Source organism: Actinomadura sp. 3N508, from assembly GCF_044326375.1.
GTDB lineage: Bacteria > Actinomycetota > Actinomycetes > Streptosporangiales > Streptosporangiaceae > Spirillospora.
The window spans coordinates 417,808-438,451 of record NZ_JBIRAX010000005.1 but is presented as its reverse complement, the minus strand read 5'-3'; the positions used below and the strand labels follow the sequence as shown (position 1 = coordinate 438,451).

The 20,644-nt window shown below is 72.5% G+C and carries 21 protein-coding genes; 8 read left to right on the top strand and 13 right to left on the bottom strand.

The features are described from left to right. Positions 1-14 precede the first annotated feature (14 nt). Genes ACH34S_RS20710 through dmpG form a run of 3 tightly spaced genes read left to right on the top strand, consistent with a single transcriptional unit; the run spans position 15 to position 2,730 of the window. Positions 15-812 (top strand): 2-keto-4-pentenoate hydratase, encoded by a 798-nt coding sequence (locus ACH34S_RS20710; protein ID WP_395954329.1) that lies wholly within the window; start codon positions 15-17, stop codon positions 810-812. Then, positions 806-1,705, top strand: coding sequence for an acetaldehyde dehydrogenase (acetylating) (locus ACH34S_RS20705; protein ID WP_395954547.1), 900 nt, complete (start codon positions 806-808; stop codon positions 1,703-1,705). Before ACH34S_RS20710 ends, ACH34S_RS20705 begins: the two co-directional genes overlap by 7 nt. Next, positions 1,702-2,730, top strand: coding sequence for a 4-hydroxy-2-oxovalerate aldolase (gene dmpG / locus ACH34S_RS20700; protein ID WP_395954328.1), 1,029 nt, complete (start codon positions 1,702-1,704; stop codon positions 2,728-2,730). Before ACH34S_RS20705 ends, dmpG begins: the two co-directional genes overlap by 4 nt. Positions 2,731-2,737: 7 nt before the next feature. Here dmpG and ACH34S_RS20695 read toward each other — a convergent pair whose 3' ends face one another. Next, complete coding sequence (locus tag ACH34S_RS20695; protein WP_395954327.1) at positions 2,738-3,109, bottom strand: STAS domain-containing protein; 372 nt, start codon at positions 3,107-3,109, stop codon at positions 2,738-2,740. A 173-nt stretch (positions 3,110-3,282) separates the two neighbouring features. Between ACH34S_RS20695 and ACH34S_RS20690 the strand changes: the two genes are divergently transcribed. Next, a complete protein-coding gene (locus ACH34S_RS20690) occupies positions 3,283-3,885 on the top strand; it encodes a TetR/AcrR family transcriptional regulator (protein ID WP_395954326.1) in 603 nt (200 codons plus the stop codon). Between the two features lie 91 nt (positions 3,886-3,976). Further along, positions 3,977-4,828: an SAM-dependent methyltransferase gene (locus ACH34S_RS20685; RefSeq protein ID WP_395954325.1), complete on the top strand. Its 852-nt coding sequence runs from the start codon at positions 3,977-3,979 to the stop codon at positions 4,826-4,828. Between the two features lie 31 nt (positions 4,829-4,859). On the opposite strand, the gene ACH34S_RS20680 is transcribed toward ACH34S_RS20685, so the two are convergent. Beyond that, complete coding sequence (locus ACH34S_RS20680) at positions 4,860-5,717, bottom strand: universal stress protein (RefSeq protein WP_395954324.1); 858 nt, start codon at positions 5,715-5,717, stop codon at positions 4,860-4,862. 74 nt (positions 5,718-5,791) lie between these two features. Here ACH34S_RS20680 and dacB point away from each other — a divergent pair, with 74 nt between their 5' ends. Beyond that, positions 5,792-7,261, top strand: coding sequence for a D-alanyl-D-alanine carboxypeptidase/D-alanyl-D-alanine-endopeptidase (dacB, locus tag ACH34S_RS20675; protein ID WP_395954323.1), 1,470 nt, complete (start codon positions 5,792-5,794; stop codon positions 7,259-7,261). Here the strand turns inward: dacB and ACH34S_RS20670 are convergent. From ACH34S_RS20670 to ACH34S_RS20650, 5 genes are all read right to left on the bottom strand, one after another. Continuing rightward, entirely contained in the window at positions 7,258-8,274 is a 1,017-nt protein-coding gene (locus ACH34S_RS20670) for a hypothetical protein (RefSeq protein WP_395954322.1), read from the bottom strand. The genes dacB and ACH34S_RS20670 overlap by 4 nt on opposite strands. After that, positions 8,271-10,721 (bottom strand): AAA family ATPase, encoded by a 2,451-nt coding sequence (locus ACH34S_RS20665; protein ID WP_395954321.1) that lies wholly within the window; start codon positions 10,719-10,721, stop codon positions 8,271-8,273. The genes ACH34S_RS20670 and ACH34S_RS20665 overlap by 4 nt, the downstream gene beginning before the upstream one ends. Continuing rightward, a complete protein-coding gene (locus ACH34S_RS20660; protein WP_395954320.1) occupies positions 10,721-11,899 on the bottom strand; it encodes an exonuclease SbcCD subunit D in 1,179 nt (392 codons plus the stop codon). The genes ACH34S_RS20665 and ACH34S_RS20660 overlap by 1 nt, the downstream gene beginning before the upstream one ends. A 16-nt stretch (positions 11,900-11,915) precedes the next feature. After that, positions 11,916-13,661, bottom strand: coding sequence for an ATP-binding protein (locus ACH34S_RS20655; RefSeq protein WP_395954319.1), 1,746 nt, complete (start codon positions 13,659-13,661; stop codon positions 11,916-11,918). Between the two features lie 107 nt (positions 13,662-13,768). Next, entirely contained in the window at positions 13,769-15,193 is a 1,425-nt protein-coding gene (locus ACH34S_RS20650) for a tol-pal system YbgF family protein (RefSeq protein ID WP_395954318.1), read from the bottom strand. A 263-nt stretch (positions 15,194-15,456) separates the two neighbouring features. Between ACH34S_RS20650 and ACH34S_RS20645 the strand changes: the two genes are divergently transcribed. Further along, on the top strand, positions 15,457-16,152 hold the full coding sequence (locus tag ACH34S_RS20645; RefSeq protein ID WP_395954317.1) for a hypothetical protein: 696 nt from the start codon (positions 15,457-15,459) through the stop codon (positions 16,150-16,152). Between the two features lie 6 nt (positions 16,153-16,158). On the opposite strand, the gene ACH34S_RS20640 is transcribed toward ACH34S_RS20645, so the two are convergent. From ACH34S_RS20640 to ACH34S_RS20615, 6 genes are all read right to left on the bottom strand, one after another. Next, entirely contained in the window at positions 16,159-16,785 is a 627-nt protein-coding gene (locus ACH34S_RS20640) for a dihydrofolate reductase family protein (RefSeq protein ID WP_395954316.1), read from the bottom strand. Further along, positions 16,782-17,258, bottom strand: a complete 477-nt coding sequence (locus tag ACH34S_RS20635) for an SRPBCC domain-containing protein (RefSeq protein WP_395954315.1) — start codon at positions 17,256-17,258, stop codon at positions 16,782-16,784. The genes ACH34S_RS20640 and ACH34S_RS20635 overlap by 4 nt, the downstream gene beginning before the upstream one ends. Further along, the gene (locus ACH34S_RS20630; protein ID WP_395954314.1) at positions 17,242-17,592 is read right to left on the bottom strand and encodes an ArsR/SmtB family transcription factor; all 351 of its coding nucleotides are present in this window, start codon (positions 17,590-17,592) and stop codon (positions 17,242-17,244) included. Before ACH34S_RS20630 ends, ACH34S_RS20635 begins: the two co-directional genes overlap by 17 nt. A 75-nt stretch (positions 17,593-17,667) precedes the next feature. Further along, a complete protein-coding gene (locus tag ACH34S_RS20625; protein ID WP_395954313.1) occupies positions 17,668-18,165 on the bottom strand; it encodes a DUF1992 domain-containing protein in 498 nt (165 codons plus the stop codon). A gap of 66 nt (positions 18,166-18,231) precedes the next feature. After that, on the bottom strand, positions 18,232-18,399 hold the full coding sequence (locus ACH34S_RS20620) for a hypothetical protein (RefSeq protein WP_395954312.1): 168 nt from the start codon (positions 18,397-18,399) through the stop codon (positions 18,232-18,234). A 121-nt stretch (positions 18,400-18,520) separates the two neighbouring features. Further along, a complete protein-coding gene (locus ACH34S_RS20615; RefSeq protein WP_395954311.1) occupies positions 18,521-19,930 on the bottom strand; it encodes a threonine/serine exporter ThrE family protein in 1,410 nt (469 codons plus the stop codon). Between the two features lie 164 nt (positions 19,931-20,094). On the opposite strand from ACH34S_RS20615, the gene ACH34S_RS20610 reads away from it, so the two are divergent. Next, a complete protein-coding gene (locus ACH34S_RS20610; protein ID WP_395954310.1) occupies positions 20,095-20,631 on the top strand; it encodes a DUF4240 domain-containing protein in 537 nt (178 codons plus the stop codon). Positions 20,632-20,644: the final 13 nt, after the last annotated feature.

The following is a 20,644-nucleotide window of genomic DNA, read 5'->3' as shown; positions in this document are numbered from 1 at the left end:
CGAAAGGACGGTCCATGGACCCGGGTTCCGTGGAGAAGGCCGCGGCCGCGCTGCTCGACGCGTACGCGACCCGCACCCCCATCGCGCCGCTGACGGCGGGCCATCCGGACATGACGGTGGCCGACGCCTACGCGGTCCAGCTCGCGCAGGTCGAGGCGTGGACGCGGGCGGGCGCGCGGATCAAGGGCCACAAGGTCGGGCTGACGTCGGCGGCGATGCAGCGCCAGATGGGCGTGGACCAGCCGGACTTCGGCGTCCTGCTGCACACGATGTTCTTCCAGGACAGCGCCCCGATCGACACCGGGCGGTTCCTGCAGCCGCGGATCGAGCCGGAGATCGCGTTCGTGCTCGGCCGCCCGCTGTCGGGGCCGGGCGCGACGGCCGCGGACGCGGTCGCCGCCGTGGAGTACGTGCTGCCCGCGCTGGAGGTCATCGACTCGCGCATCGCCGACTGGAAGATCACCCTGCCGGACACGATCGCCGACAACGCCTCCAGCGGCGGCGTGGTGCTCGGCACCCGTCCGGTCCGGCTGGACGGCCTGGACCTGTCGCTGATGGGCTGCCTGCTCCGCCGCGACGGCGACCTGGTCGACACGGGTGCGGGCGGCGCGGTGCTCGGGTCGCCGATCAACGCGCTGGTGTGGCTGGCGAACGTCCTCGGCGAGCGCGGCGTGGCCCTGGAGGCGGGGCACGTGGTGCTGCCCGGGTCGGTCACCGCGGCCGTCCCCGTCGCGCCCGGCGAGACGATCACCGCGACGTTCGCCGGGATCGGTACCGTCACCGCCCGGTTCGGAAAGGAGGAGGCATCGTGAGCAAGCTGACGGCGGCGATCGTCGGACCAGGGAACATCGGCACCGACCTGCTGGTCAAGCTGATGCGCAGCGAGCTGATCGACGTCCATTCGATGGTCGGGGTCGTCCCGGAGTCGGACGGCCTGGAGCGCGCCCGGAAGCTGGGCGTCCCGGCGTCGGCGGAGGGGGTCGACTGGCTGCTGGACCAGCCGACGCTGCCCGACCTCGTGTTCGAGGCGACGTCGGCGAAGGCGCATCTGGCGAACGCGCCCCGCTACGCGGAGGCCGGGGTCACCGCGATCGACCTGACGCCCGCCGCGACGGGCCCGCTCGTGTGCCCGCCGGTGAACCTGGACACGCTGTCGGACGCCGCCAACCTCAACATGATCACGTGCGGCGGGCAGGCGACGATCCCGATCGTGCACGCCGTGTCGTCGGTGGTGCCGGTGCCGTACGCGGAGATCGTCGCGTCGATCGCGTCCCGGTCCGCCGGGCCGGGCACCCGCGCGAACATCGACGAGTTCACGCAGACCACGGCCCGCGCGATCGAGAAGGTCGGCGGCGCCGGGCGCGGCAAGGCGATCATCATCCTGAACCCGGTGGTACCGCCGATGATCATGCGGGACACGGTGTTCTGCGCGATCCCGCCGGACGCCGACGCCAAGGCCATCGCCGAGTCGATCGGGAAGATGGTCGCCGAGGTGCAGACCTACGTGCCCGGCTACTCGCTCCGCGCGGAGCCGCAGTTCGACGAGCCCCGCGACATCTGGAACGGGATGGCGCGCGTCGCCGTGTTCCTGGAGGTACGCGGCAACGGCGACCACCTGCCGCCCTGGGCGGGGAACCTCGACATCATGACCGCGGCCGCCGCCCGCGTCGGCGAGCAGCTCGCGCGCAGGAAGGCCACCTCATGACGGACATCCAGAAGATTCGCATCACCGACTCGACGCTGCGGGACGGCAGCCACGCGATGGCGCACCGCTTCACCGAGGAGCAGGTCCGCGGGGTCGTGCACGCGCTGGACGGCGCCGGGGTCGAGGTCATCGAGGTCACGCACGGCGACGGTCTCGGCGGCTCGTCGTTCAACTACGGCTTCTCGCTGGAGGACGACGTCAAGCTCGTCGCCGCCGCCGTGGACGAGGCGACCCGCGCGAAGATCGCCGTCCTGCTGCTGCCGGGGCTCGGCACGGTCGAGGACCTGAAGCTGGCGCACGACGCGGGCGCCTCGGTGGCGCGGATCGCGACGCACTGCACCGAGGCGGACGTGTCGCTTCAGCACTTCGCCGCCGCCCGCGACCTCGGCATGGAGACGGTCGGGTTCCTGATGCTGTCGCACCGCGTCGGGCCGGAGGAGCTGGCGAAGCAGGCGCGGATCATGGTGGACGGCGGCGCGCAGTGCGTCTACGTCGTCGACTCCGCCGGGGCGCTCGTCCTCGGCGACGCGCAGGAGCGGATCAGCGCGCTGGTGAAGGAGATCGGGCACGAGGCGCAGGTCGGTTTCCACGGCCACCAGAACCTGTCGCTGGGCGTGGCGAACTCCGTGCTCGCGCAGCAGAACGGCGCGCTGCAGATCGACGGGGCGCTGTGCGCGCTCGGCGCGGGCGCCGGCAACTCGCCGACCGAGGTGCTCGTCCCGACGTTCGAGCGGCTCGGCGTCCCGACCGGGGTGGACGTGCAGGGCGTGATGGCCGCGGCCGACGAGGTGGTGAAGCCGTTCCTGCACCGGCTGCCGTTCGCCGACCGGGGCGCGATCACGCAGGGCTACGCGGGCGTGTACTCCAGTTTCCTGCTGCACGCCGAGCGGGCGGCGGAGCGCTACGGCGTCCCGGCGCACGAGATCCTGCAGAAGGTCGGCGAGGCCGGGTACGTCGGCGGCCAGGAGGACATGATCATCGACGTGGCGCTGCAACTGGCCGCCGAGCGCGACCGCGTGTCCTGACCAGAAGTCAGGACAGCCAGGCGTGGAGTTCGTCGATGGCGTCGTGGACGGACGGGCGGGTCTCCAGGACGGCCCGTCCGGCGAACGCCTCGCACGCGTCGGGGTAGTTCGCGGCGATGAGGAAGCCGCCCGACTGGCGGATGCGCCCGGCGCCGTCGACGAGCGCCTCGACGCCCGTGGAGTCGCAGCCCACGACGCCCCGCAGGTCCATGGCGACGAGGACGCGTCCCTCCAGCCGCCCGATGCGGTTCATCCAGCGGTTCAGCCGCGGGACGTTGTCGTTGACGAGATGGCCGCCGAGCCGGACGACGATGCAGCCGCGCTCGATCGTGATGTCGATCGACATGGGCAGGGCGGCGGACACCCCGTCGTCGCTCACCTCACGCCTCCGAGCGGACCGCGCTCCAGATCTTGAAAGGGCCCCATCCTTGCACAGTGCAACGAGGTCGCGTGGCGCATCCGGCCGACTCACCGCCATTCAACGGACGAGCTCCGCTCGGCCGACCGCCGGTGATCTTTGCACGGTGCAACCGTTGGGATAGCTTGAAAGGCATGACGCAGGAGGACCCGCCCGGCGCCCGGGGCCCGGCGACTCCTCGCGGCCGGGCGCGCCGTGACCAGCTCGTCCGGATCGGCCTGGATCTGCTCGCCGAGGGCGGCTGGCCCGCGATCACGGCCCGCGCCGTCGCGGACCGCGCCCGGATCAGGCCGGGCCTGCTGCACCACTACTTCAACGGGCTGCCCGGGCTGCATGTCGCGGTGGCGCAGCGGGCCGGTGAGATGATCATCGATCCGGTGCTGGACGCGCTGCTCGCCGCGCCGGACACCCCGGCCGCGGTGCAGGCGCTGCGCGAGCTCGTCCCGGACATGATCGCCGGTGAGCGGAACCTGCGGCTGGCGGCGGAGCTGCTGGTCAGGGCGCTGCGCGATCCGCGGATGGGTGCGGAGCGGCGGGACTGGGCGCGGGCCGTCCGGGGGCGGGTCGCCGCGCGGCTGGCGGAGCTGTGCCCGGACTGGCCCGCCGAGCGCCGCGAGGGCACCGCCATGCTGGTCACCGCGCTGCTGGACGGACTGATGCTGCAGCTGATCCTCGACCCGGCCCTGCCCGCCGACCCGGCGCTGGCCGCCACCGCCGCGCTCGTCGGAAAACCATGATCGTTTCTCCCCGGTTCCGCCATGGAACGGGACATGGACCGCTATTCTGAGATGCTGGACAATTCGCTTTTCGGACGGTCGGGAGTACGCCGTGGCTGCAGACGAGGTCATCCCCGTGGAGATCCACCACGACGTGCCCACGGCCGCCCGCATCTACGGATGGGCCCTGGGCGGCAAGGATCACTACGAGGCCGACCGCCAGTTCATGTTGCAGAACCTGCCGGACTTTCCCGAGTTCATCGACCTCGCCAGGCAGAACCGGCAGTTCCTGTACCGGGCGGTGCGGTACCTGGCGCAGGAGGCCGGGATCCGGCAGTTCATCGACATGGGGTGCGGGCTGCCGACCAACGACAACGTGCACCAGGTCGCGCGGCGGTTCGCGCCGGACGCCAACGTCGTCTACGTCGACATCGACCCGATCGTGCTCGTGCACGCCCGCGCGCTGCTGGCCATCGACGGCTCCACGGCCGTGATCACCGCCGACATGTCCGACCAGGAGGCCATCCTCGCCCACCCGGACGTGAAGCGCCTCATCGACTTCAGCAAGCCGGTCGCGGTGCTGTTCCTGTCGGTCGGCCACCATCTGGTCGACGCCGACGACCCGCCCCGCATCCTGCGCACCATCATGGACCGCGCCGTCTCCGGCAGCCATCTGGCGTTCACCGGGATCGTCTGCTCCGACCGCGAGCGCGCCGCCGACATCGACTCCCGCTCGAACGGCGCCGGGCTGCGCTGGCAGACCCGCGACCGCGCCCAGACCGACGCGCTCCTGCCGAAGGGGCTGGAGCCCGTCGAGCCCGGCATCGTCGACATCGTCGACTGGCGTCCCGACCCGGAGCAGCCGGCGCTGGCGCCGGTGCCCGCCGAGCTGCAGCCGTACGACGGCGCGTCCCGGCTCAACCGCGACCTCACCGAGTACGGCGGCGTCCTCCGCAAGCCGTAGCGCACCCCGGCGCCCGTCCCCCGGCCGGGCGTCACCCGGCCCTGCGGCCGGGGACGATCGCGACGGGGCAGCGGGCGTGGCCGAGCATCCGGGTGCTGGTCGCGCCGAGCGGGCCCGAGCCGGTGCCGCGGTCGCCGAGGACCAGCAGACCGGCGTCGCCGACCGCGTCCCGCAGCGCCTCGCACGGGCGCTCCAGCAGCAGCGACACCCGCATGCCGATCGCCGGGTGGCGCTCCCGCCACGGCGCGACGGCCTCCTCCAGCTCGGCGGCGCGCGTCTTCTCCAGCAGCTCCCGGTCGTTGAACAGCGCCAGCTCGGCCTCGGCCACCGCGCCCGGCTCCCAGCAGCCGTAGACGACGTGCAGGTCCCAGTCGCGCAGGGCCGCCTCCTCGAAGGCGAACCCGAGCGCGGCGTCGCAGCGCGCCGTCCCGTCGACGCCGGCCACGACCAGCTCGTGCCGACCGCCGCTGCCGTCCGGGACGACGATCACCGGCCGGTCCGCCCGCGCGGGGACCTCCAGCGCCGTGGCCCCCTCGTCCGGCCGCTCGTGCGCGCCGATCACGACCAGCTCCGCGGTGGCGGACGCGCGCAGCAGCGCCTCGGTCACGGGCCCGCGCATCAGCCGCCCGTGCACCGCCGCCGCGCCGAGCTCGCGGGCCCGCCGGACGCCCCGCTCCAGCAGGTTCTCCCCCGCCCGCTTCCTGATCGCCTCCGCGTCGCGGTCGACGTGGCCGCTCGCGTAGGGCCAGTGCCAGCAGTGGCACATCACCAGGTCGAGGCCGCGCCGCCCCGATTCGTCGACCGCCCAGCGCAGCGCGGCGTCGTTCTCCGCCGTCCCGTCGAAGCCGAACAGGACGTGCGGTCGCTGAATCCTTTCTGCTTCGTCCATGTGCCTGCCCTCCTTCTGCCAAGTCTGCGCGCTCACCGCGCGTAGTAGAAGAGGGACCCCTAGACTCCGGCGACATGATCATCCGCAGCCTCGGGGTGGCCGTGCCGCTGGCCGGGAGCCTGGTCGTCGGCGGTGCCGCCCCCGCTCCCGCCGACGTCGCCCCTGGTGAGAGCCGTGCCGCCGGGCTGGACGGCGAGCTCGGCAGGGATCTGGACGCCGCCCTCAAGGACCGGCGCCTCAAGGGCGCGAAGGCCGGGGTGGTCGTGCGCGACGCCCGGTCAGGGAGTGTCCTGTACGACCGCGACGGCGGCGGGAGGCTCATGCCGGCGTCGAACAACAAGCTGCCCACGTCCGCCGCCGCGTTCGGCATCCTCGGCACGGATTATCGGTTCCGGACGACGGTCAGCACCGGGGGCGGGAACCTCTACCTCAAGGGCACCGGCGACACCACCATGCGGGCCGCCGACTATGGACGGCTCGCCGCCGCCGTCGCGGAGAAGGGCGTCAAGGAGGTCAAGGGCGACCTCGTCGCGGACGACACCTGGTTCGACGCCGACCGCGTCCCGGACGGCTGGGAGCCCGACGACCTGCAATACGCGTACGCGGCGCGGACGTCCGCGCTGACCGTCTCCCCCAACGCCGACTTCGACGCGGGCTCGATCGAGGTCAGGGTGGCCGCCTCCCGGCCGGGGAGGCGGGTCAAGGCCGGGCTGCATCCGGCCACCGGCACGGTGAAGATCGATAACAGGGCCACGACGGGGCCGCGCGGGTCGTCGCCCACCCTCGCGGTGAAGCGGCGCAACGGCTCCGGCACGATCAGGATCACGGGCAGGTTCCCGGCCGGCGCGCCCAAGGCCCGCGTCCTGCGGACGGTGGAGCGGCCCACGCTCTACGCGGGGGACGTGTTCCGCCGCGCGTTGAAGGCGCACGGCGTCCGCGTGGCGGGCGAGACGAGACGGGGCCGGACGCCCGCGGACGCCGAGACGCTCGCGACGCGCACGTCCATGCCGCTGTCGCGGCTCGCCAAGCCGTTCATGAAGCTCAGCAACAACGTCATGGCCGAGACGCTCGTCAAGGCGATCGGCCGTAAGGTGGCTGGCGAGGGCAGCTGGGCGGCCGGGCTGCCCGCCGTCACCGCGCACGCCGGACGGCTCGGCGCCGACACGTCGCAGATCACCATGACCGACGGCTCGGGCCTCGCCCGCTCGAACCGGGTGACGCCCAGGTTTCTCAGCACCCTGCTGGGAAACGCGCGGGAACAGGCGTGGTTCGACGCCTGGTACGCGTCGCTGCCCGTCGCCGGGAAGCCCGGCAAGCTGACCGGCGGGACGCTCGCGAAACGGATGCGGGGCACCGCCGCGGAGGGGAACGTCCACGCTAAGACGGGCACGCTGACCGGCGTCACGGCCCTGTCCGGCTACGTCCGGGGCCGCGACGGCCGCCTGCTCGTGTTCTCCACCGTTTTCAACGGCTACGCCGGGAGCGCCCCCAAGGACATCGAGGATAAGATCGCCGTCCGCCTCGCCGGCGTTCGCGGCTCCTAGGGGCGGCGGGCCGTGGCGGTGCGGAGGGCGCGGTAGAGGAGCCCGGCGTCGCCGAGTCGGTGGCGGAGGAGCTTCTCCAGGCCGCCGATCGGGACGAGGTTCTGCGGCGCCCGCGGATCCTTGTAGTCGACCCCGGCCAGCCCGGGGATGATCGCCGCGCTGTGGTCGGCGAGCTCCACGACCGCGTCGCGGGGCAGGTCGGGGGCGGCCTCGCAGCGCGCGATGCCCGCCCACGGGGCGGCGGACGGCGTCGGCAGCCGCAGATACCAGGAATGCCGCGCCCAGCTCGTCGTCATCAGGAACACGGGCGTGCGCTCGCCCGGCCGCAGCGCCGTCAGGACGGCCAGCTCGGCGCCCTTCAGGTAGGCGGCGTGGTGCGTCTTCACGTAGCCGATGGTGCGCGGGAGGTGGGCGCGGCCCCTAAGAGGGCCGTCCACGATAAGGAGGTCGCCGTCGTGGCCGGACGCCGTCCGGTAGCGGGTCGCGAGACCGACCTCGATATCGGACAGCTGCTGCTGGAGCGCCTGTGACAGCTGCTCGGCGGCGCCGCCCTTGGCCCGCACCGCGGTGTACGTGCCCGCCCAGGTGGTCAGGTCGGCGGCGTGCGGCGACGGCGTGAACAGCGAGCGGCGCACGTCCACCTCGGCCAGCTCGGCCGGGCCGCCGGGCGTGCAGCGCACCAGCCCGGCGGCGCACGACGCGGCGATCCCCGGCGCGGGCATCTCCCCATCGGGAGCGCCTTCCGGGTGGCCGACCCAGACGCGGGCCTCGATGCGGCGCACCCCGTCGGCGACGAGCAGCCCGGCGGGCGGGAGCCCCTCGGCGGCGGGGGCGATCGGACGCCACCGCCCGGACGGCAGCTCCACGTCCAGGTCGAGCTGGACGGGCGACGCGTCCAGCTCGCCGATCGCCTCCGCGGTCAGCGAGGTCGCGTACCCCGGGTCCCAGGGGTCGACGGTGATGGCGGGGGCGGGGACGGGGGCGGCCGTCCCGGCCGGGGGTGCCGTGGTCACGTGCTCTTCTTCTCCAGATGCGAGCCGGTGTGGTCGCGCGACACGTCGAACCGGACGGGGACGCGCTCGGCGAGCGCCGGAACGTGCGTCACGATGCCGACCATACGGTCACCCCCTGACGTCAGCCGTTCCAGCGTCGTCGCGACCGTGTCGAGCGTCGCCGGGTCGAGGGTGCCGAAGCCCTCGTCCAGGAAGATCGAGTCCAGGCTGCGGGCAGCGCCGCCGCCGAGCCGGGCGATCTGGTCCGAGAGCGCCAGCGCGAGCGCGAGGGACGCCTGGAAGGTCTCGCCGCCGGACAGCGTCCGCACGCTGCGCCGCAGCCCGGCCTCGGTGTGGTCGGTCACCTCGATCGCGTTCTTCTCGTCGAGGACGAACTCGAACTGCCCGCCCGACAGCTCCCGCAACGTCTCGGACGCGGTGTCGACCAGCAGCGACAGGGCCTCCCCGCACAGCCAGTTCTCGAAGTTGTTGGCGCGCAGGTGCCGGGCGAGTTCCTGCGCGACGGCGGTCTCCTGCCGGTGCTTGCGGATCTCGTCCGCCAGCTCTTCGGCGCGCCGCCGGTCGCGCCGCACGTCCGCCAGCCGGTTCTCCGCCTGGTTCCGGGCGTTCAGGACGGCCTCGCGGACGGTGTCGGTGTCGATGGTCGCGGGCACGGCGATCTCGTGGGCGTCCAGCTCGGCGGCGAGCGCGCGGCGCCGGTCGTCGCGCCGGGCCCGGAGGTCGCTCAGCTCGTTCGCGAGGGTCTCGGCCGCTTCGCCGCGGCGGCCCGCCTCCTGGTCGCGCCAGGCGAGCAGGGACGTCCAGGCGGCGTGCAGGTCGGCCCGGTCGACGACGGCCGGGGCGCCGAACGCGACGACGGTGTCGCGGGCCTCGTCCAGTTCGCGCTGTGCTCTGCTCGCCTCCTCGTTCAGCCCGGCGAGGAGGCGTTCGGCCTTGGTCAGGTCGGCGCGGGCGGTGAGCAGGTCCTGCCGTGCTTGCCCGGCTTCCTCTTCGGCCGTGCGGATCGCGTCGAGGCGGCGCTGGACGTCACCGGCGTCCGGGTGCGCGCGGATGTGCTCGTCCTGCGCGTCGAGCTGCCGGCGCAGCCCGGCCAGCTTCTCGTCGCGCCGGTCCGCTTCGCGTTCGAGTCTCCGGTGCGCGTCCTGCGCGGTGTCGAGGTCGCGGGCACGGGCCTTCACGTTGCGGTCGGCGGCGCCGAGCGCGGGCGGGGCGTGCCGCTCGGGCGGTTCGGTGACCTCGCGCAGGCAGACCGGGCACGGTTCGCCGACGGCGAGCCGCTGGACGAGATCGGCGGCGGTGTGGGCGTCGCGCGTGCGCTGCAGCTCGTCCTGCGCCTGCTGGAGGTTCGCCTGCGCGACGGCGACGTCCGCTTCGGCGTCGGCGGCCGCTCCGCGCGCCTCCTCCGCCTCCACGCGGACGGCTTCGATCTCCTCGGTGAGCCGGGCGTGATCGCGGTGCGCCCTGGCCGCCAGGTCGAGGGCGGCCTTGTCGCCGAGCCCGGCGAGCCGTTCCCGGGCGGCCGACTCCGCCTCCTCGTGCCGGGCGGCCTCGCGCGCCGCCCGTTCCGCCGCGCCGGTCGCGGTCTTGAGGTCGTCCGCCAGGGTCGGGACGTCCTCGGGCATGGCGAGGGCGGCCAGCGCGCCGAGCGAGCGCGCGGCCTCGGCGGCGCCGGCGTCGCGGTCGCGGATGGTCTCGTCGGTGCGGCGCAGCTCGTCCAGTGCCGAACGGACCTGCTCACCGAGTGTTTCCAGCCGTTCCACCCGCTGCCGCGCCGCCGTCTCGGCGGCCTCGTCCGCGCCGCCGACCTTCGCCAGCTGCGCCTCGGCCGCCTGCGCCCGCGCCTCGGCGACCTTGGCCTCCTCCCCCGCCCGCTTCATGATGACCTCGAAGGTCCCGGCGTCGAGGAGCTGGACGAGGAGGTCCTGCCGCTTCCTCGGTTCGGCCTGGAGAAAGTCGGCGAAACGGCCCTGCGGCAGGACGACGCACTGCGTGAAATAGCGGAACTCCAGGCCGGTGACGCGCTCGACGGCGGCGGTCACCGGGTCGGGGCCGTCGGCGATCGTCCGGACCTGCGCGGCGAGCATCTCCTCGATGCCCTCGGCCGGGTCGACGGACGGGTCGAGCTCGTCCAGCCGCGCCTCCTTCGTCGTCACCGACTGCTTGGTGCGCGCCAGCGCCCGGACGACCCCGTACCGGCGGCCCGCCGCCTCGAACACCAGCGCCACCCGGCCGGAGTTGGCGGACGGCGCCAGCGCCAGCCGGATCACGTTCTCCTTCCCCCACCGGGGCACCGACCCGTAGAGGGCGAAGCAGATCGCGTCGATGACCGTGCTCTTCCCCGACCCCGTCGGCCCGACCAGGACGAAGTAGTCGACGTCGTGCAGGCTGACGGACGTCGGCTCGCGGTAGCTGCAGAAGTCGTCCATGTGGACGCACAGCGGACGCATCAGCCCTCCCGCTCGTTGAGTTCGCCGTCGAGCTCGTCGTAAAGCCGGTCGAACAGCGCGACGACCCGTTCGTCCTCGTGCCCTTTGTGGTCGAGGTAGGCGCGGAACAGCTCCCGCGGCGTCGGGGCGTTCGCGCCCGTGACGGTCGTGCGCCGCCGGGAGGCGGTGGGCCGGAACGCCTCGTCGACGTCGACGGTCAGCGCGTTCGGGAGGATCTCCCGGACGTCGTCGGCGAGCCCGGCGCGCGGCTTCTCCGCGACGACGGCGCGCAGCCAGGCGTCGCCGAGCCCGCCCGCCATCGCCTCCAGCTCGCCGAGCGAGCCGGTGACCGTGCGCAGGACGCGGGCGCTCTTCAAGGCCACCTCGCGGACTTCGGCGGGGCGTCCCGGCGACGCCTCCACCACAAGCGCGCCCGGTGTGTTCTCCTCCTCGCCGAAGTCGACGGCGATCGGCGACCCGCTGTACCAGATGGGGCACGGGCCGGGCATCCGCTGCCGCCGGTGCAGGTGGCCCAGCGCGGCGTAGTGCGCGGTCGGCGGGAACGCCGCCGACTCGAAGTAGTACGAGAAGATCGTCTGCGCCTCGCGCTCGCCGCCGCCGAGCCGCCCGCCCGGCAGCGTCCCGTGCGCCGCGACCAGGTTGACGGTGTCGGCCTCGAAGCCCTCGGCGAGCGCCTGCGCCAGCAGCGCGAACCGGTGCGCGTAGTCGCGATTGTGCTGGTCGGGCGTGCCGGTGAGCGCCTCCAGCGCCCGGACGACGTACCGCTGCGACAGGAACGGCATCGCCGCGAGCCTGACCGGCTCCCCGGTCCTGGCCGTCCACGACAGGAGGCCGCCGTCGTCCGGGCGCCGGATCTTCCCGATCACGCGGATGCCGAGCTGCCGCAGCACCGGCCGGTACACGTCGTCCAGCAGGCGGGGATCGTCATGGTTCCCGGCGAGGACGACCACCTCCCGGCCGCCCTCCTGGAGCGCCAGCAGCGTCCTCATCACCAGCGCCTGCGACGGCGGCGTCGGGACGGCGCCGTCGAACACGTCCCCGGCGACGATGACCGCGTCGACGTCCTCCTCGCGGGCGACGCCGACCAGCTCGTCCAGCACCTTCACGTGCTCGTCGAACCGCGACCGGCCCCGGAGCACCTTGCCGACGTGCCAGTCGGCGGTGTGCAGGAACTTCATCTCCGCTCCAGGTGCATCAGAAGGGGGGAACCTCGTCGTCGTCGCCCGCGTCGCCGAGCCCCGCGAACGGATCGCGCACCACCCGTGCCGTCGTTCGCGACGGCGCGCGCGCCTCGGCCTCGGCCGGGCGGGTCGCCCAGGCCGGGAACGGGAACTCGACGGCGAGCGGCACCGGGATCTCCGGCTGCCCGACGAACATCGTCCCGGGCTTGGCGATCGTGGCCCGCGCCCGCGCCGCCGGGGGCAGCCAGCCGTACTCGCCGCGCGCCGCCTCCGCCGCGTCGAGCCGTCCCGCGACCCGCACCGCGCAGTTCGCGACGATACGGCGCTCCACCTCCGACGCCGTCTGCTGCGCGCCGATGAGGATCACGCCGAGCGACCGGCCGCGCTCGGCCACGTCCAGCAGGATCTCCTTGATCGGGGACCCGCCCTCGCGGGGCGCGTACTTGTTCAGCTCGTCCAGCACCACGAACAGCAGCGGCCGGGCGCTGCCCGTGCTCTCCTTGCGCGCGAACTCGCCGCGCAGCACCACCCCGACCACGAACCGCTGCGCGCGCTCGGGCAGGTTGTGCAGGTCGACGACGGTGACCTGCGCTTCGGTGTCGATGGACGCGTCGGACGACAGATCGCCCCGCACGATCGGCGACAGCGGCCGGACCGACGAACGCAGCCGCCGCAGGAACGCGTTCACCGTCCCGAGGCCCATGAGCCCGGCGCCCCACGCGTGGCGCGTGCCCTCGTCGGTCAGCGTCTCCTCGATGAACCGGACGAAATCGTCGTAGGTGCGGCAGACGACGGGCTCGGCGTCGTCGGAGGCCCGCAGCTTGACGGCGCCGCCGACCGGTTCCGCGAGCCTCGCCAGCCGGGCGGCGACCTGCCCGATCAGCATCGTGTACTGCGCCCGTTCGTCCTCGGCGTCGGCGAACACGAACCGGAGCAGCTCCTGGCGGCAGAACTCGGCGAGCGTCCAGTAGAACGGGCTGACGTCCTGGGTGCGGGCCGAGACGTGCGGGGTCCCGTTGGGGTCGCCCGGACGCGGCGGCGCGAACACGTGCACGCTGCCGAACGGTCCCGGCTCCAGGCCCAGCTTCCGGTACGCGGCGCGGGCGTTGTCGTCGAGGCGCTTGTTGGCGTGGTCGAGGAAGAGCAGATCTTCGCCCTTCACGGAGAAGATCAGCGCCTTGGTGTTGTGCGCCTCGGCGCCCAGCGCACCCGAATTGAAGATCGAGTAGAGCAGGAAGGTCGCGAAGGACGTCTTCGTCGCGACGCCGGAGATGCCGGAGATCGATACGTGGGCGCCGCGAGTGCCGTCCAGGAACTCCAGGTTGACGTGGATCGGCTCGCCGTCGCGGCCGAGCCCGACCGGCACCCGCCGCTCCATGACGTCGAAGTACAGCGCCCGTTCCCGCTCCTTCTCCCCCGCCCGGCGCGCGACCGTGCCGGGCAGCGGCGGCACGTACACCTCGGGCTCGACGCGCGTCACCGTGACCTCGGCCGACTCCACGACCGCCGCGGGCAGCACGCCCTGGACGATCAGGAACACGTCCGAGTCGTACGCGGCGCCCTCGTGCCTCGCCTCGACGTTGGTGACGACCCCGGCGATGAGGACCTCGCCGCGTCCGGGCACCTCCCGGGTCGTCGCGACGACCTCGTCCAGCTGGAGGACCGTTCCCGGTTCGAGCCCGACCCAGAACGACAGCGGCGTCGCCGTCTGCGTCCCCAGCACCCGCCCGACGATCCGTCCCGCCGCCTCTTCGCCCATGCACCCCACCCGGACACCACGTGAACCACCAGATCACGGCAGGGTAACCACACCCCGCGACAGTCTCGCACCACCCTCACCGACTGACCGCATCCAGCCACCCACCGTCACCGGTCGATCAGCGGCTCGAAGGCGGCGCGCACGTCCCCCTTGGACGGGTTCACGTACCGGTCGGGATCCGGGCCGAAATCGTCGAGAAAACCCGAGCTGTACTTGATGACCGACGGGCAGCTCCTGCCGCCGATCTGCACTCTCCGGTCGGCCACGAGCCTTCCCGTCCGCAGCTCGTACACCTTCACCGGAAGCGCGACCTTGTGAAAGCGCACCTGGTACAACTTCCCGGAGCTCCTGCTCCGATAGGTGCATGACTCGACGACGCTCCCCTTTTTCCGCTCCCCCACGCAGACGACGAGCACGGCACTGGCAGGATCCCTGACGCGCCATTTTCCGGGGAGATCGTCCGTGTAGCCGTCGTTCCCGTAGAACAGCGCCCGGTTGATTCCCCTGCCGTAGGGGCGGGCGCCGCTGTATTTCGCCGGCGAACTGCAATAGGCGGGTTGCTCGTCAGTCGACGACCCTTCAAGCAGGCTCCGGACGTGCGCCAGCTCAATCGAAAGCGTGGCCTGCCTGACCCCATTCCTCGCCGCGCCCGCATGCCCGTCCTGGGGATATTGGTCGAGCAATTGCTGATACCGCGCGCGGGCGTTCGTCCATTCCTTGGCCTTCATGAGATCGTCACCGCAGCCGACGAGCGCCGCGGGCGCGGCCCGGGTGACGGCGCCCGCCGACCGGTCCAGCGCGTCATGGCTGGGCCGCCGGTTGTGGAGCCAATCCGTCACCGCCACCGTGCGGCACGCGTCGTTCGTGGGCAGGCGGCCGAGGAATCCGTCGAGGACCGTCCCGGCCGTCCTCCCATGGCCGGGCTCGGCGAGCACCGAGGCGAGGATGTCGAATCCCGCCTTCACCGAGCCGGTGTCACCGCCTGCTAATCCGGCAGCGAGCTTCGCCTCGGCCGTCCGCAACCGCCGGCACGCCTCGACGGCCTCGTCGCTGCGCAGCGCCACGGGCGCACCCGCGACGCGGTGCCCGAACCAGACGCTCGCCCCGTCGTTCAGCACCCGCGCGCAGTCGCCGCCCTCGCGCGCTTCGGCGACGCGCTGCTCGATCCTGGACGCGTCGAACCGCAGCAGCCCGACGGCCAGCAGCACGGGCACCGTGACACCGGCCGCGACCATCCGCTGCCGGGGAACCGTGGCCCCTGCGCCGCGTCCGCCCGCCGCGGACCATCCATGCGCGATGACGGCCGCCCACCACACAAGCACAAGGGCTTCGCACCACCACCGGGCCGCCGAGACGAGAACGGAGGCGAGGACAAGGGTGACGATCCCGGTGCCCACGGCCGTCTTGCGCCGCCCCAGGATGAGGTATCCGACACCCAGCAGAGAGGCGTTGCCGAGGGCGACCGCCAGCGGGTCGTGAACGCGCACCGGCGGCGCGGGTTCCGGCGAGGCGTACATCGGACGATCCACCATGGGCACTCCCCATCAGCCGCGAATTGCGCCCATTGTTCGCCCGCACTTCCGGGAGGGGTCTCAGACCCCGGCCAGGCCCGGGCTCGGCGAGCATCGCATGCGCGCAAGCTCGGATGGTCGGCACGCACCTGCCGCTCGGCCTGCCGGAACCGACATGAATCCGTCGCGCGCGTGACGACCTCACCGCCGCAGCCGGAGTCTGTAACACGACGGCTACCGTCGGAGATCATCTGATATTGCCCTGAACGCGGGGAGGTCGTTATATGTCGGGGCATGGACCATTCGGCCCGCCCGGTCCGTCTGGTCCGGGGCCCCTGGCGCCGCCCCGGGCGGGCGGTGGAGGGATCACCGGTCTGGCGCTGGCCCGGTCGGCGGCCGCCGCCGCGGGCGCGCTGGCCGGTGCGGCGGTCGCGGTTCCCCTCGCCGCCCTCCTGTTCTTCGTTCTCCTGATCCATGTCGGCTTCCCGGCCATCGGGGAGATCGTCTCCGGCGCGCTGCCCCCGGAGATGTCGTTCATCGAGAAGGTCGCCGCCGGGTTCCTCCTGCTGCTCGCGGTCTCGGTCCTCGTGGTCTTCGTGATCCTCGCGCTGGTGGCCCCGATCTTCGTGCTGGTGCCGATGCTGTCGACCGCGATCGCACTGCGCCTCGCGGGCGGCGGCGCCATCCTGCGCTCCCTCTGGCTGATGCTGGCGATGATCGCCGCGTCCACGGTGGTGGCCCTGCCGACCGCCTCCGCCGCCGAGGTCGACGTGCAGTGGTGGGCCTGGGCGGGAATCGTCGCCTTCAGTGCCTTCGGGAGCAGGCTGCTCGTCGAACTGTGGAGACCCGACCTGGCCGGCAGCCCGCAGGGTTTCGGGAACCTCTGGAGGCGCTGGAAGACCCTCATCCTGGCCTGGCTGATCACGCTCGTGGTCGCGACGGGCGTGAGCCTGGCCCTGTTCGCCGTCAAGATCGGCTAGGCGCCGTCAGACGAAGGCCGTCACGCCCTCGTACTCCGCGACGGGGGCCGCGCCGACGGCCTCGTACTGGAGCAGCAGCACGCCGTTCACCGTCACCTCGTGCTGGACGAGCCGCAGCCCCACCGGCACGCCCGGATGATCGAGGAGCCGCCGCCCGGCCCCGACCACGGCCGGCGCGACGGCGAGCCGCAGCACGTCGACGAGCCCGGCCGCCAGCAGCGCATGGCCGAGCCGCGCACTCCCGTGAATCTGCAGCTCCCGTCCAGGCCGCTCCTTGAGCTCCCCGACCGTCCGCACCGGGTCACCGCGCAGCACCGTCGTGGGCTTCCAGCTGCCCTCGCTAAGGGTGCTGGTCACGACATACTTCGGCAGCGAGTTCATCCGCTCGGTGTAGGGATCGTCGGGGTCGGTGATCTGCGGCCAGTCGCGCGCGAACGCCTCGTAGGTCCGCCGCCCGAGCAGCAGCCCGTCGGCGAGGTCCAGCCATTCGGACGTCCGCCGGACGAACAGCTCGTCCATGTGCGGCACCAGCCAGCCGCCCCTGGTGAATCCGTCACTCGTGTCCTCGGACGCCGAGCCGGGCCCCTGGCTGACCCCGTCGAGCGACACGAACTCGGTGAGCACGATCTTCATCCCGGCACCTCGCTCTCCGCGAACTCGGCGAGCTGACCGGCGACCGTCCCCCACCCCTCGGCGAAGCCGAGCTTCTCGTGCCGGGCGCGGGCCTCCGGGTCGCCGTGCCGGACGACGATCCGGTAGTCCGTGCCGTCCGGGTGATCGCTCAGCTTGATCTCCGCCGTCATCGGCACCGGCGCGGGATCGGCGGGACGCCAGGCGCTGTCGATCGCGTTCGTGAACACGATCCGCTCCAGCTCCTCCACGGCGAGGAAGATCGCGTCGACCTGCGGGACGAACTCCGTCCCGTCCTCGCTCATCCGCGTCACGAACGCCCCGCCGGGCCGGACGTCCAGCCGGTCGACCCGGCACACCGCCGGGGCCGGGATCCACCATTTCGCCAGCCGGACCGGGTCGGTCCACGCGTCCCACACCACCCCACGCGGCGCGCGGATGACCCGCTCCAGGGCCAGGTCAAGATCGGGGTTCATCGGTGTCCTCCATCTCATCGGTGACGAGGCGTTCGAGCCGGTCGGTCCGCCCCTCCCAGATCCGGCGCTGCTCGGCGAGCCAGTCGTCCACGAGGGCGAGGCGCTCCCGGTTGAGCACGCAGGTGCGCACCCGCCCGGCCTTCTCGGTGCGGATCAGGCCGCTCGCCTCCAGCGTCCGCACGTGCTTCATGAACGACGGGAGGGTCATCGGAAAGTCGCGGGCCAGCTCGCCCACGCTCGTCGGCCCGCGCCCGAGCCGCCGGATGACCCCGCGCCGCGTCGGATCGGCCAGCGCGACGAACACCCCGTCGATCTCCGCCGAATACTGTGCCATGAAGCTAAGTATCAGCCTACAAAACACTTAGCGCAAGAGCAAAGTATCGAGCCCGGACGCCGCCGCCCGCCCAGCTCAGCCGCGACGCCGCCGACGAGAACGGAACCTCCACCGGCCACCGCTCGCCTTGCCGCCGCTCTCCCCCGCCGCGCCCTGTGACCGCTCCACACGCGCGCTCTGGGCTTCCCGCCACTGCGCCACGACCGCGTCGACGTCGATCGGCCGGTACCCGAGCGCCGGACCCGGCGGCGGAAACCGCAGGTTGGCGGCGATCTTCTCGTTGACCGGCTCCAGCATCCGCCGCACGCTTCGCTCGGACGGCGCCTTGAGCGCCGCTTCGAGAACGTCCTCGATCTCCCTGCGCAGCGACAGCGTCGGATGGATCATGGCCACGAGCCCCTCGCCGGCCAGCTTCTGCTTGATCCACCAGTTGTCGTCGAGCGGCCTTCCCGCGTCCGGCAAGGGCTTCCCCGAGCCCGGCAGCCCGTCGAACTCGCCGCGCTCCTCCGCTTCGCGGATCTGCCCGTCGATCCAAGACTCAAAGCTGAGCCCAGCGGGCTTTCGCTCAGTCATGCCCCCATTGTCCCACCCTCGCTCCAGCCCCCCGAGGACGGGACGTTCGAGCGCGACGACGGAGCCTCAGAACTCGCCGGTCGGCAAGACGCCTTCGAGCGGTGCCGGAACGTGCAGGTCTTCCCCGAGCGAGACCGAGGCGCTATGGGTGTAGTCGTCAAAGCCCGGCATCACATCGAGCGCCGCGAACGCCTCGCGCAGATCGGCGCGAACATGCGGCGGCTTCTCGGGCATCGCCGTGATCGGACGGCCCTCCTGGCTGAACTCTCGGATGGACGTGAGTGATGGTCCCTCAACCTATCGCCGGCGGCAGGGACCACGCCGCCTACCGACGTCGGGCACTGCCGGGCGCGGTTCACTGCTCCTGCGGGGTCTGCTCTTCCCGCAGTTCCTTCTTGGCGCCCAGGATGTTCCCCAGCACGACGCCGGCGCCGATGGCCACGGTGACGGTCACGGCGCTGAGGAGTTGCAATCCCGCGTGGGACGATCCCGCTCCCGCGGTGTAGGCCGACAGGCTGCGGTACATGTCGGGGCCGGGCAGCAGGGAGGCGCTGATGGCCGGTGTGATCAGCGCGCCCGGAGGGAGGCGGAACCGGGACGCGAGACGTCCCGCGACGGTACCCAGCACGATGGCGGCGAGCAGCACGGCCAGCGGCGGCGGCAGGCTCATGTACTGCCTGCCGACGACCCGGATGGTGATGGAGAGCGTCCCCATCAGGGCGGCGAACGGCAGCAGCCGCAAGGGGGCCTGCGAGGCGACGCCGCTGGCGGTGGCGCCGACCGCGGCCGCCAGGACGGCGAGCCAGATCGGCAGGCTGGGGAACTGGACGCCCTGCGCGTGCCCGACGACCTGCACGTCCCTGGCGACGAAGGCGACGGTGGCGATCCCGGCGAACAGCGCGCCGAATTCCATCACCACGTTGATCAGCCGCACGGCGGCGGTGGTGCCGAAGCGGGTGATGGCGTCCTGGGAGAGGGAGACCACCGAGCGCACCGGCAGCAGCAGGACCAGGTTGGCCGCTGTCGCGCTGGCGTAGGCCCGCAGCGACAGCATCTCGAAGTCGAGCGCCAGGATGCCGAGTCCCGCCACCAGCGCCGCCTGCACGAAGGTGGCGTAGTAGCCGGGGACGCCGCCGCGGGCCAGTGTCCGGCCCACGCGCTCGATGACGACCATGACGACCACGGCGAACAGCACGCCGGCGTAGGTGCCGTTGGCCTGCAGGGTGACGGACGAGACCAGCACCGCCCGGCCCGCCAGCCGCACACCCAGGGGCCAGCGCGATTCCAGGCGCTTGATCTCCTGAAGGGTCCGTTCACCGCCGGACAGGTCGAGGCGGTGCCGGACCATGTCGTCCACCATGTGGTGGAGCCGCACCGACCGGGACAGGTCCCGGCCGCCGGTGGACCGGGCGACCTTCATCATGACCCGTGGATCGCTGCCGGGCGGGGCATGCTGGAGGACGACCGTGTGGCCCACGATGCTGAGCTCCAGCGGGTGCAGGCCGCAGGAGGCGGCGACCGCGATCACGGAGATCTCGATCTGCCTCGTCTCCGCCCCGACGCGGAACATCTGCTCGGCCAGGTCGAGGAGGAAGGCCATCGCGCGCCGCGCCTGCTCGGCGGACATAGCGTTCTCCTCCGGCGGCAGCCCCGCGAACCGGCTGCCGGCCAGCAACCCCACCAGCGCGGGGTCCTGTGACGCCGCGCGCCTGCTGCGCTGGCGCAGCAGGCGGCGGAGCGCACGGCGTAGCCGGCCCTTGACCATGTGCGCCCCCGGTCCGATGCGTCCTCGCCGATGTCGTGGCCAGCATCGAGCACGCCGGGCACCGCTCGCCCCGGACAGGCCCCGAGTCGGCGGCCCTTAGAGCGAAATATGGCGTGCCCCTGTCAAACGGCTGAAGTGTCGGCGGCGGACTGTAGCTTCCCGCCATGACCGAGGATGAGTTCTGGGGTTTGGTCGAGGGTGCCCGCCGGGACGGCGGAGGTAGTTTGGCTCGCCAGGTCCAGTTGCTGCGCGAGTTCTTCCGGGCGAACTCGGTCGACGTCCTGCTGGCGTATCGCGATCGGTATGCGGACGTCAACGAGCGGGTGTTCACCTGGCCGATCTGGGATGCCGCCGGGGTCCTGCTGGGGTTTGTCAGTGACGACTTCTTCAGCGATGTCCGCGCCTGGATCATCAGCCATGGCCGCGCGGTCGTGGATCGAATCGCGGCTGATCCCGATTGCCTGGCCGACCTGGCCGAGGACGCCGAAGAGGCCCGTCGCGGCGATGCCGAGGAGTTCGGCATGCTGGTCTGGGAGATGTGGGAAGAGCTGACGGGTGACTGCGGCGGCGGCCTTCCTCCGACCGGCAAGCCCGGCATCGACCCGACCGGCGACCGGATCGATCTCACGGACCCGGCGGCGGTCTGGTCGCATTTCCCGCGCCTGGCCGAACACACAGGCGTGCCCCGTCCACCGCAGTAGCCGCGTGCGCGAT

Coding starts and splice junctions, on each gene's coding strand:
- ACH34S_RS20665 (WP_395954321.1), bottom strand. CDS start 10,721: ATGCGTCCGCTGTGCGTCCACATGGACGACTTCTGCAGCTACCGCGAG.
- ACH34S_RS20635 (WP_395954315.1), bottom strand. CDS start 17,258: ATGAACCCCGATCTTGACCTGGCCCTGGAGCGGGTCATCCGCGCGCCG.
- ACH34S_RS20615 (WP_395954311.1), bottom strand. CDS start 19,930: ATGGTCAAGGGCCGGCTACGCCGTGCGCTCCGCCGCCTGCTGCGCCAG.
- ACH34S_RS20620 (WP_395954312.1), bottom strand. CDS start 18,399: ATGCCCGAGAAGCCGCCGCATGTTCGCGCCGATCTGCGCGAGGCGTTC.
- ACH34S_RS20680 (WP_395954324.1), bottom strand. CDS start 5,717: ATGGACGAAGCAGAAAGGATTCAGCGACCGCACGTCCTGTTCGGCTTC.
- dacB (WP_395954323.1), top strand. CDS start 5,792: ATGATCATCCGCAGCCTCGGGGTGGCCGTGCCGCTGGCCGGGAGCCTG.
- ACH34S_RS20650 (WP_395954318.1), bottom strand. CDS start 15,193: ATGGTGGATCGTCCGATGTACGCCTCGCCGGAACCCGCGCCGCCGGTG.
- ACH34S_RS20640 (WP_395954316.1), bottom strand. CDS start 16,785: ATGAAGATCGTGCTCACCGAGTTCGTGTCGCTCGACGGGGTCAGCCAG.
- ACH34S_RS20660 (WP_395954320.1), bottom strand. CDS start 11,899: ATGAAGTTCCTGCACACCGCCGACTGGCACGTCGGCAAGGTGCTCCGG.
- ACH34S_RS20645 (WP_395954317.1), top strand. CDS start 15,457: ATGTCGGGGCATGGACCATTCGGCCCGCCCGGTCCGTCTGGTCCGGGG.
- ACH34S_RS20710 (WP_395954329.1), top strand. CDS start 15: ATGGACCCGGGTTCCGTGGAGAAGGCCGCGGCCGCGCTGCTCGACGCG.
- ACH34S_RS20655 (WP_395954319.1), bottom strand. CDS start 13,661: ATGGGCGAAGAGGCGGCGGGACGGATCGTCGGGCGGGTGCTGGGGACG.
- dmpG (WP_395954328.1), top strand. CDS start 1,702: ATGACGGACATCCAGAAGATTCGCATCACCGACTCGACGCTGCGGGAC.
- ACH34S_RS20690 (WP_395954326.1), top strand. CDS start 3,283: ATGACGCAGGAGGACCCGCCCGGCGCCCGGGGCCCGGCGACTCCTCGC.
- ACH34S_RS20610 (WP_395954310.1), top strand. CDS start 20,095: ATGACCGAGGATGAGTTCTGGGGTTTGGTCGAGGGTGCCCGCCGGGAC.
- ACH34S_RS20625 (WP_395954313.1), bottom strand. CDS start 18,165: ATGACTGAGCGAAAGCCCGCTGGGCTCAGCTTTGAGTCTTGGATCGAC.
- ACH34S_RS20630 (WP_395954314.1), bottom strand. CDS start 17,592: ATGGCACAGTATTCGGCGGAGATCGACGGGGTGTTCGTCGCGCTGGCC.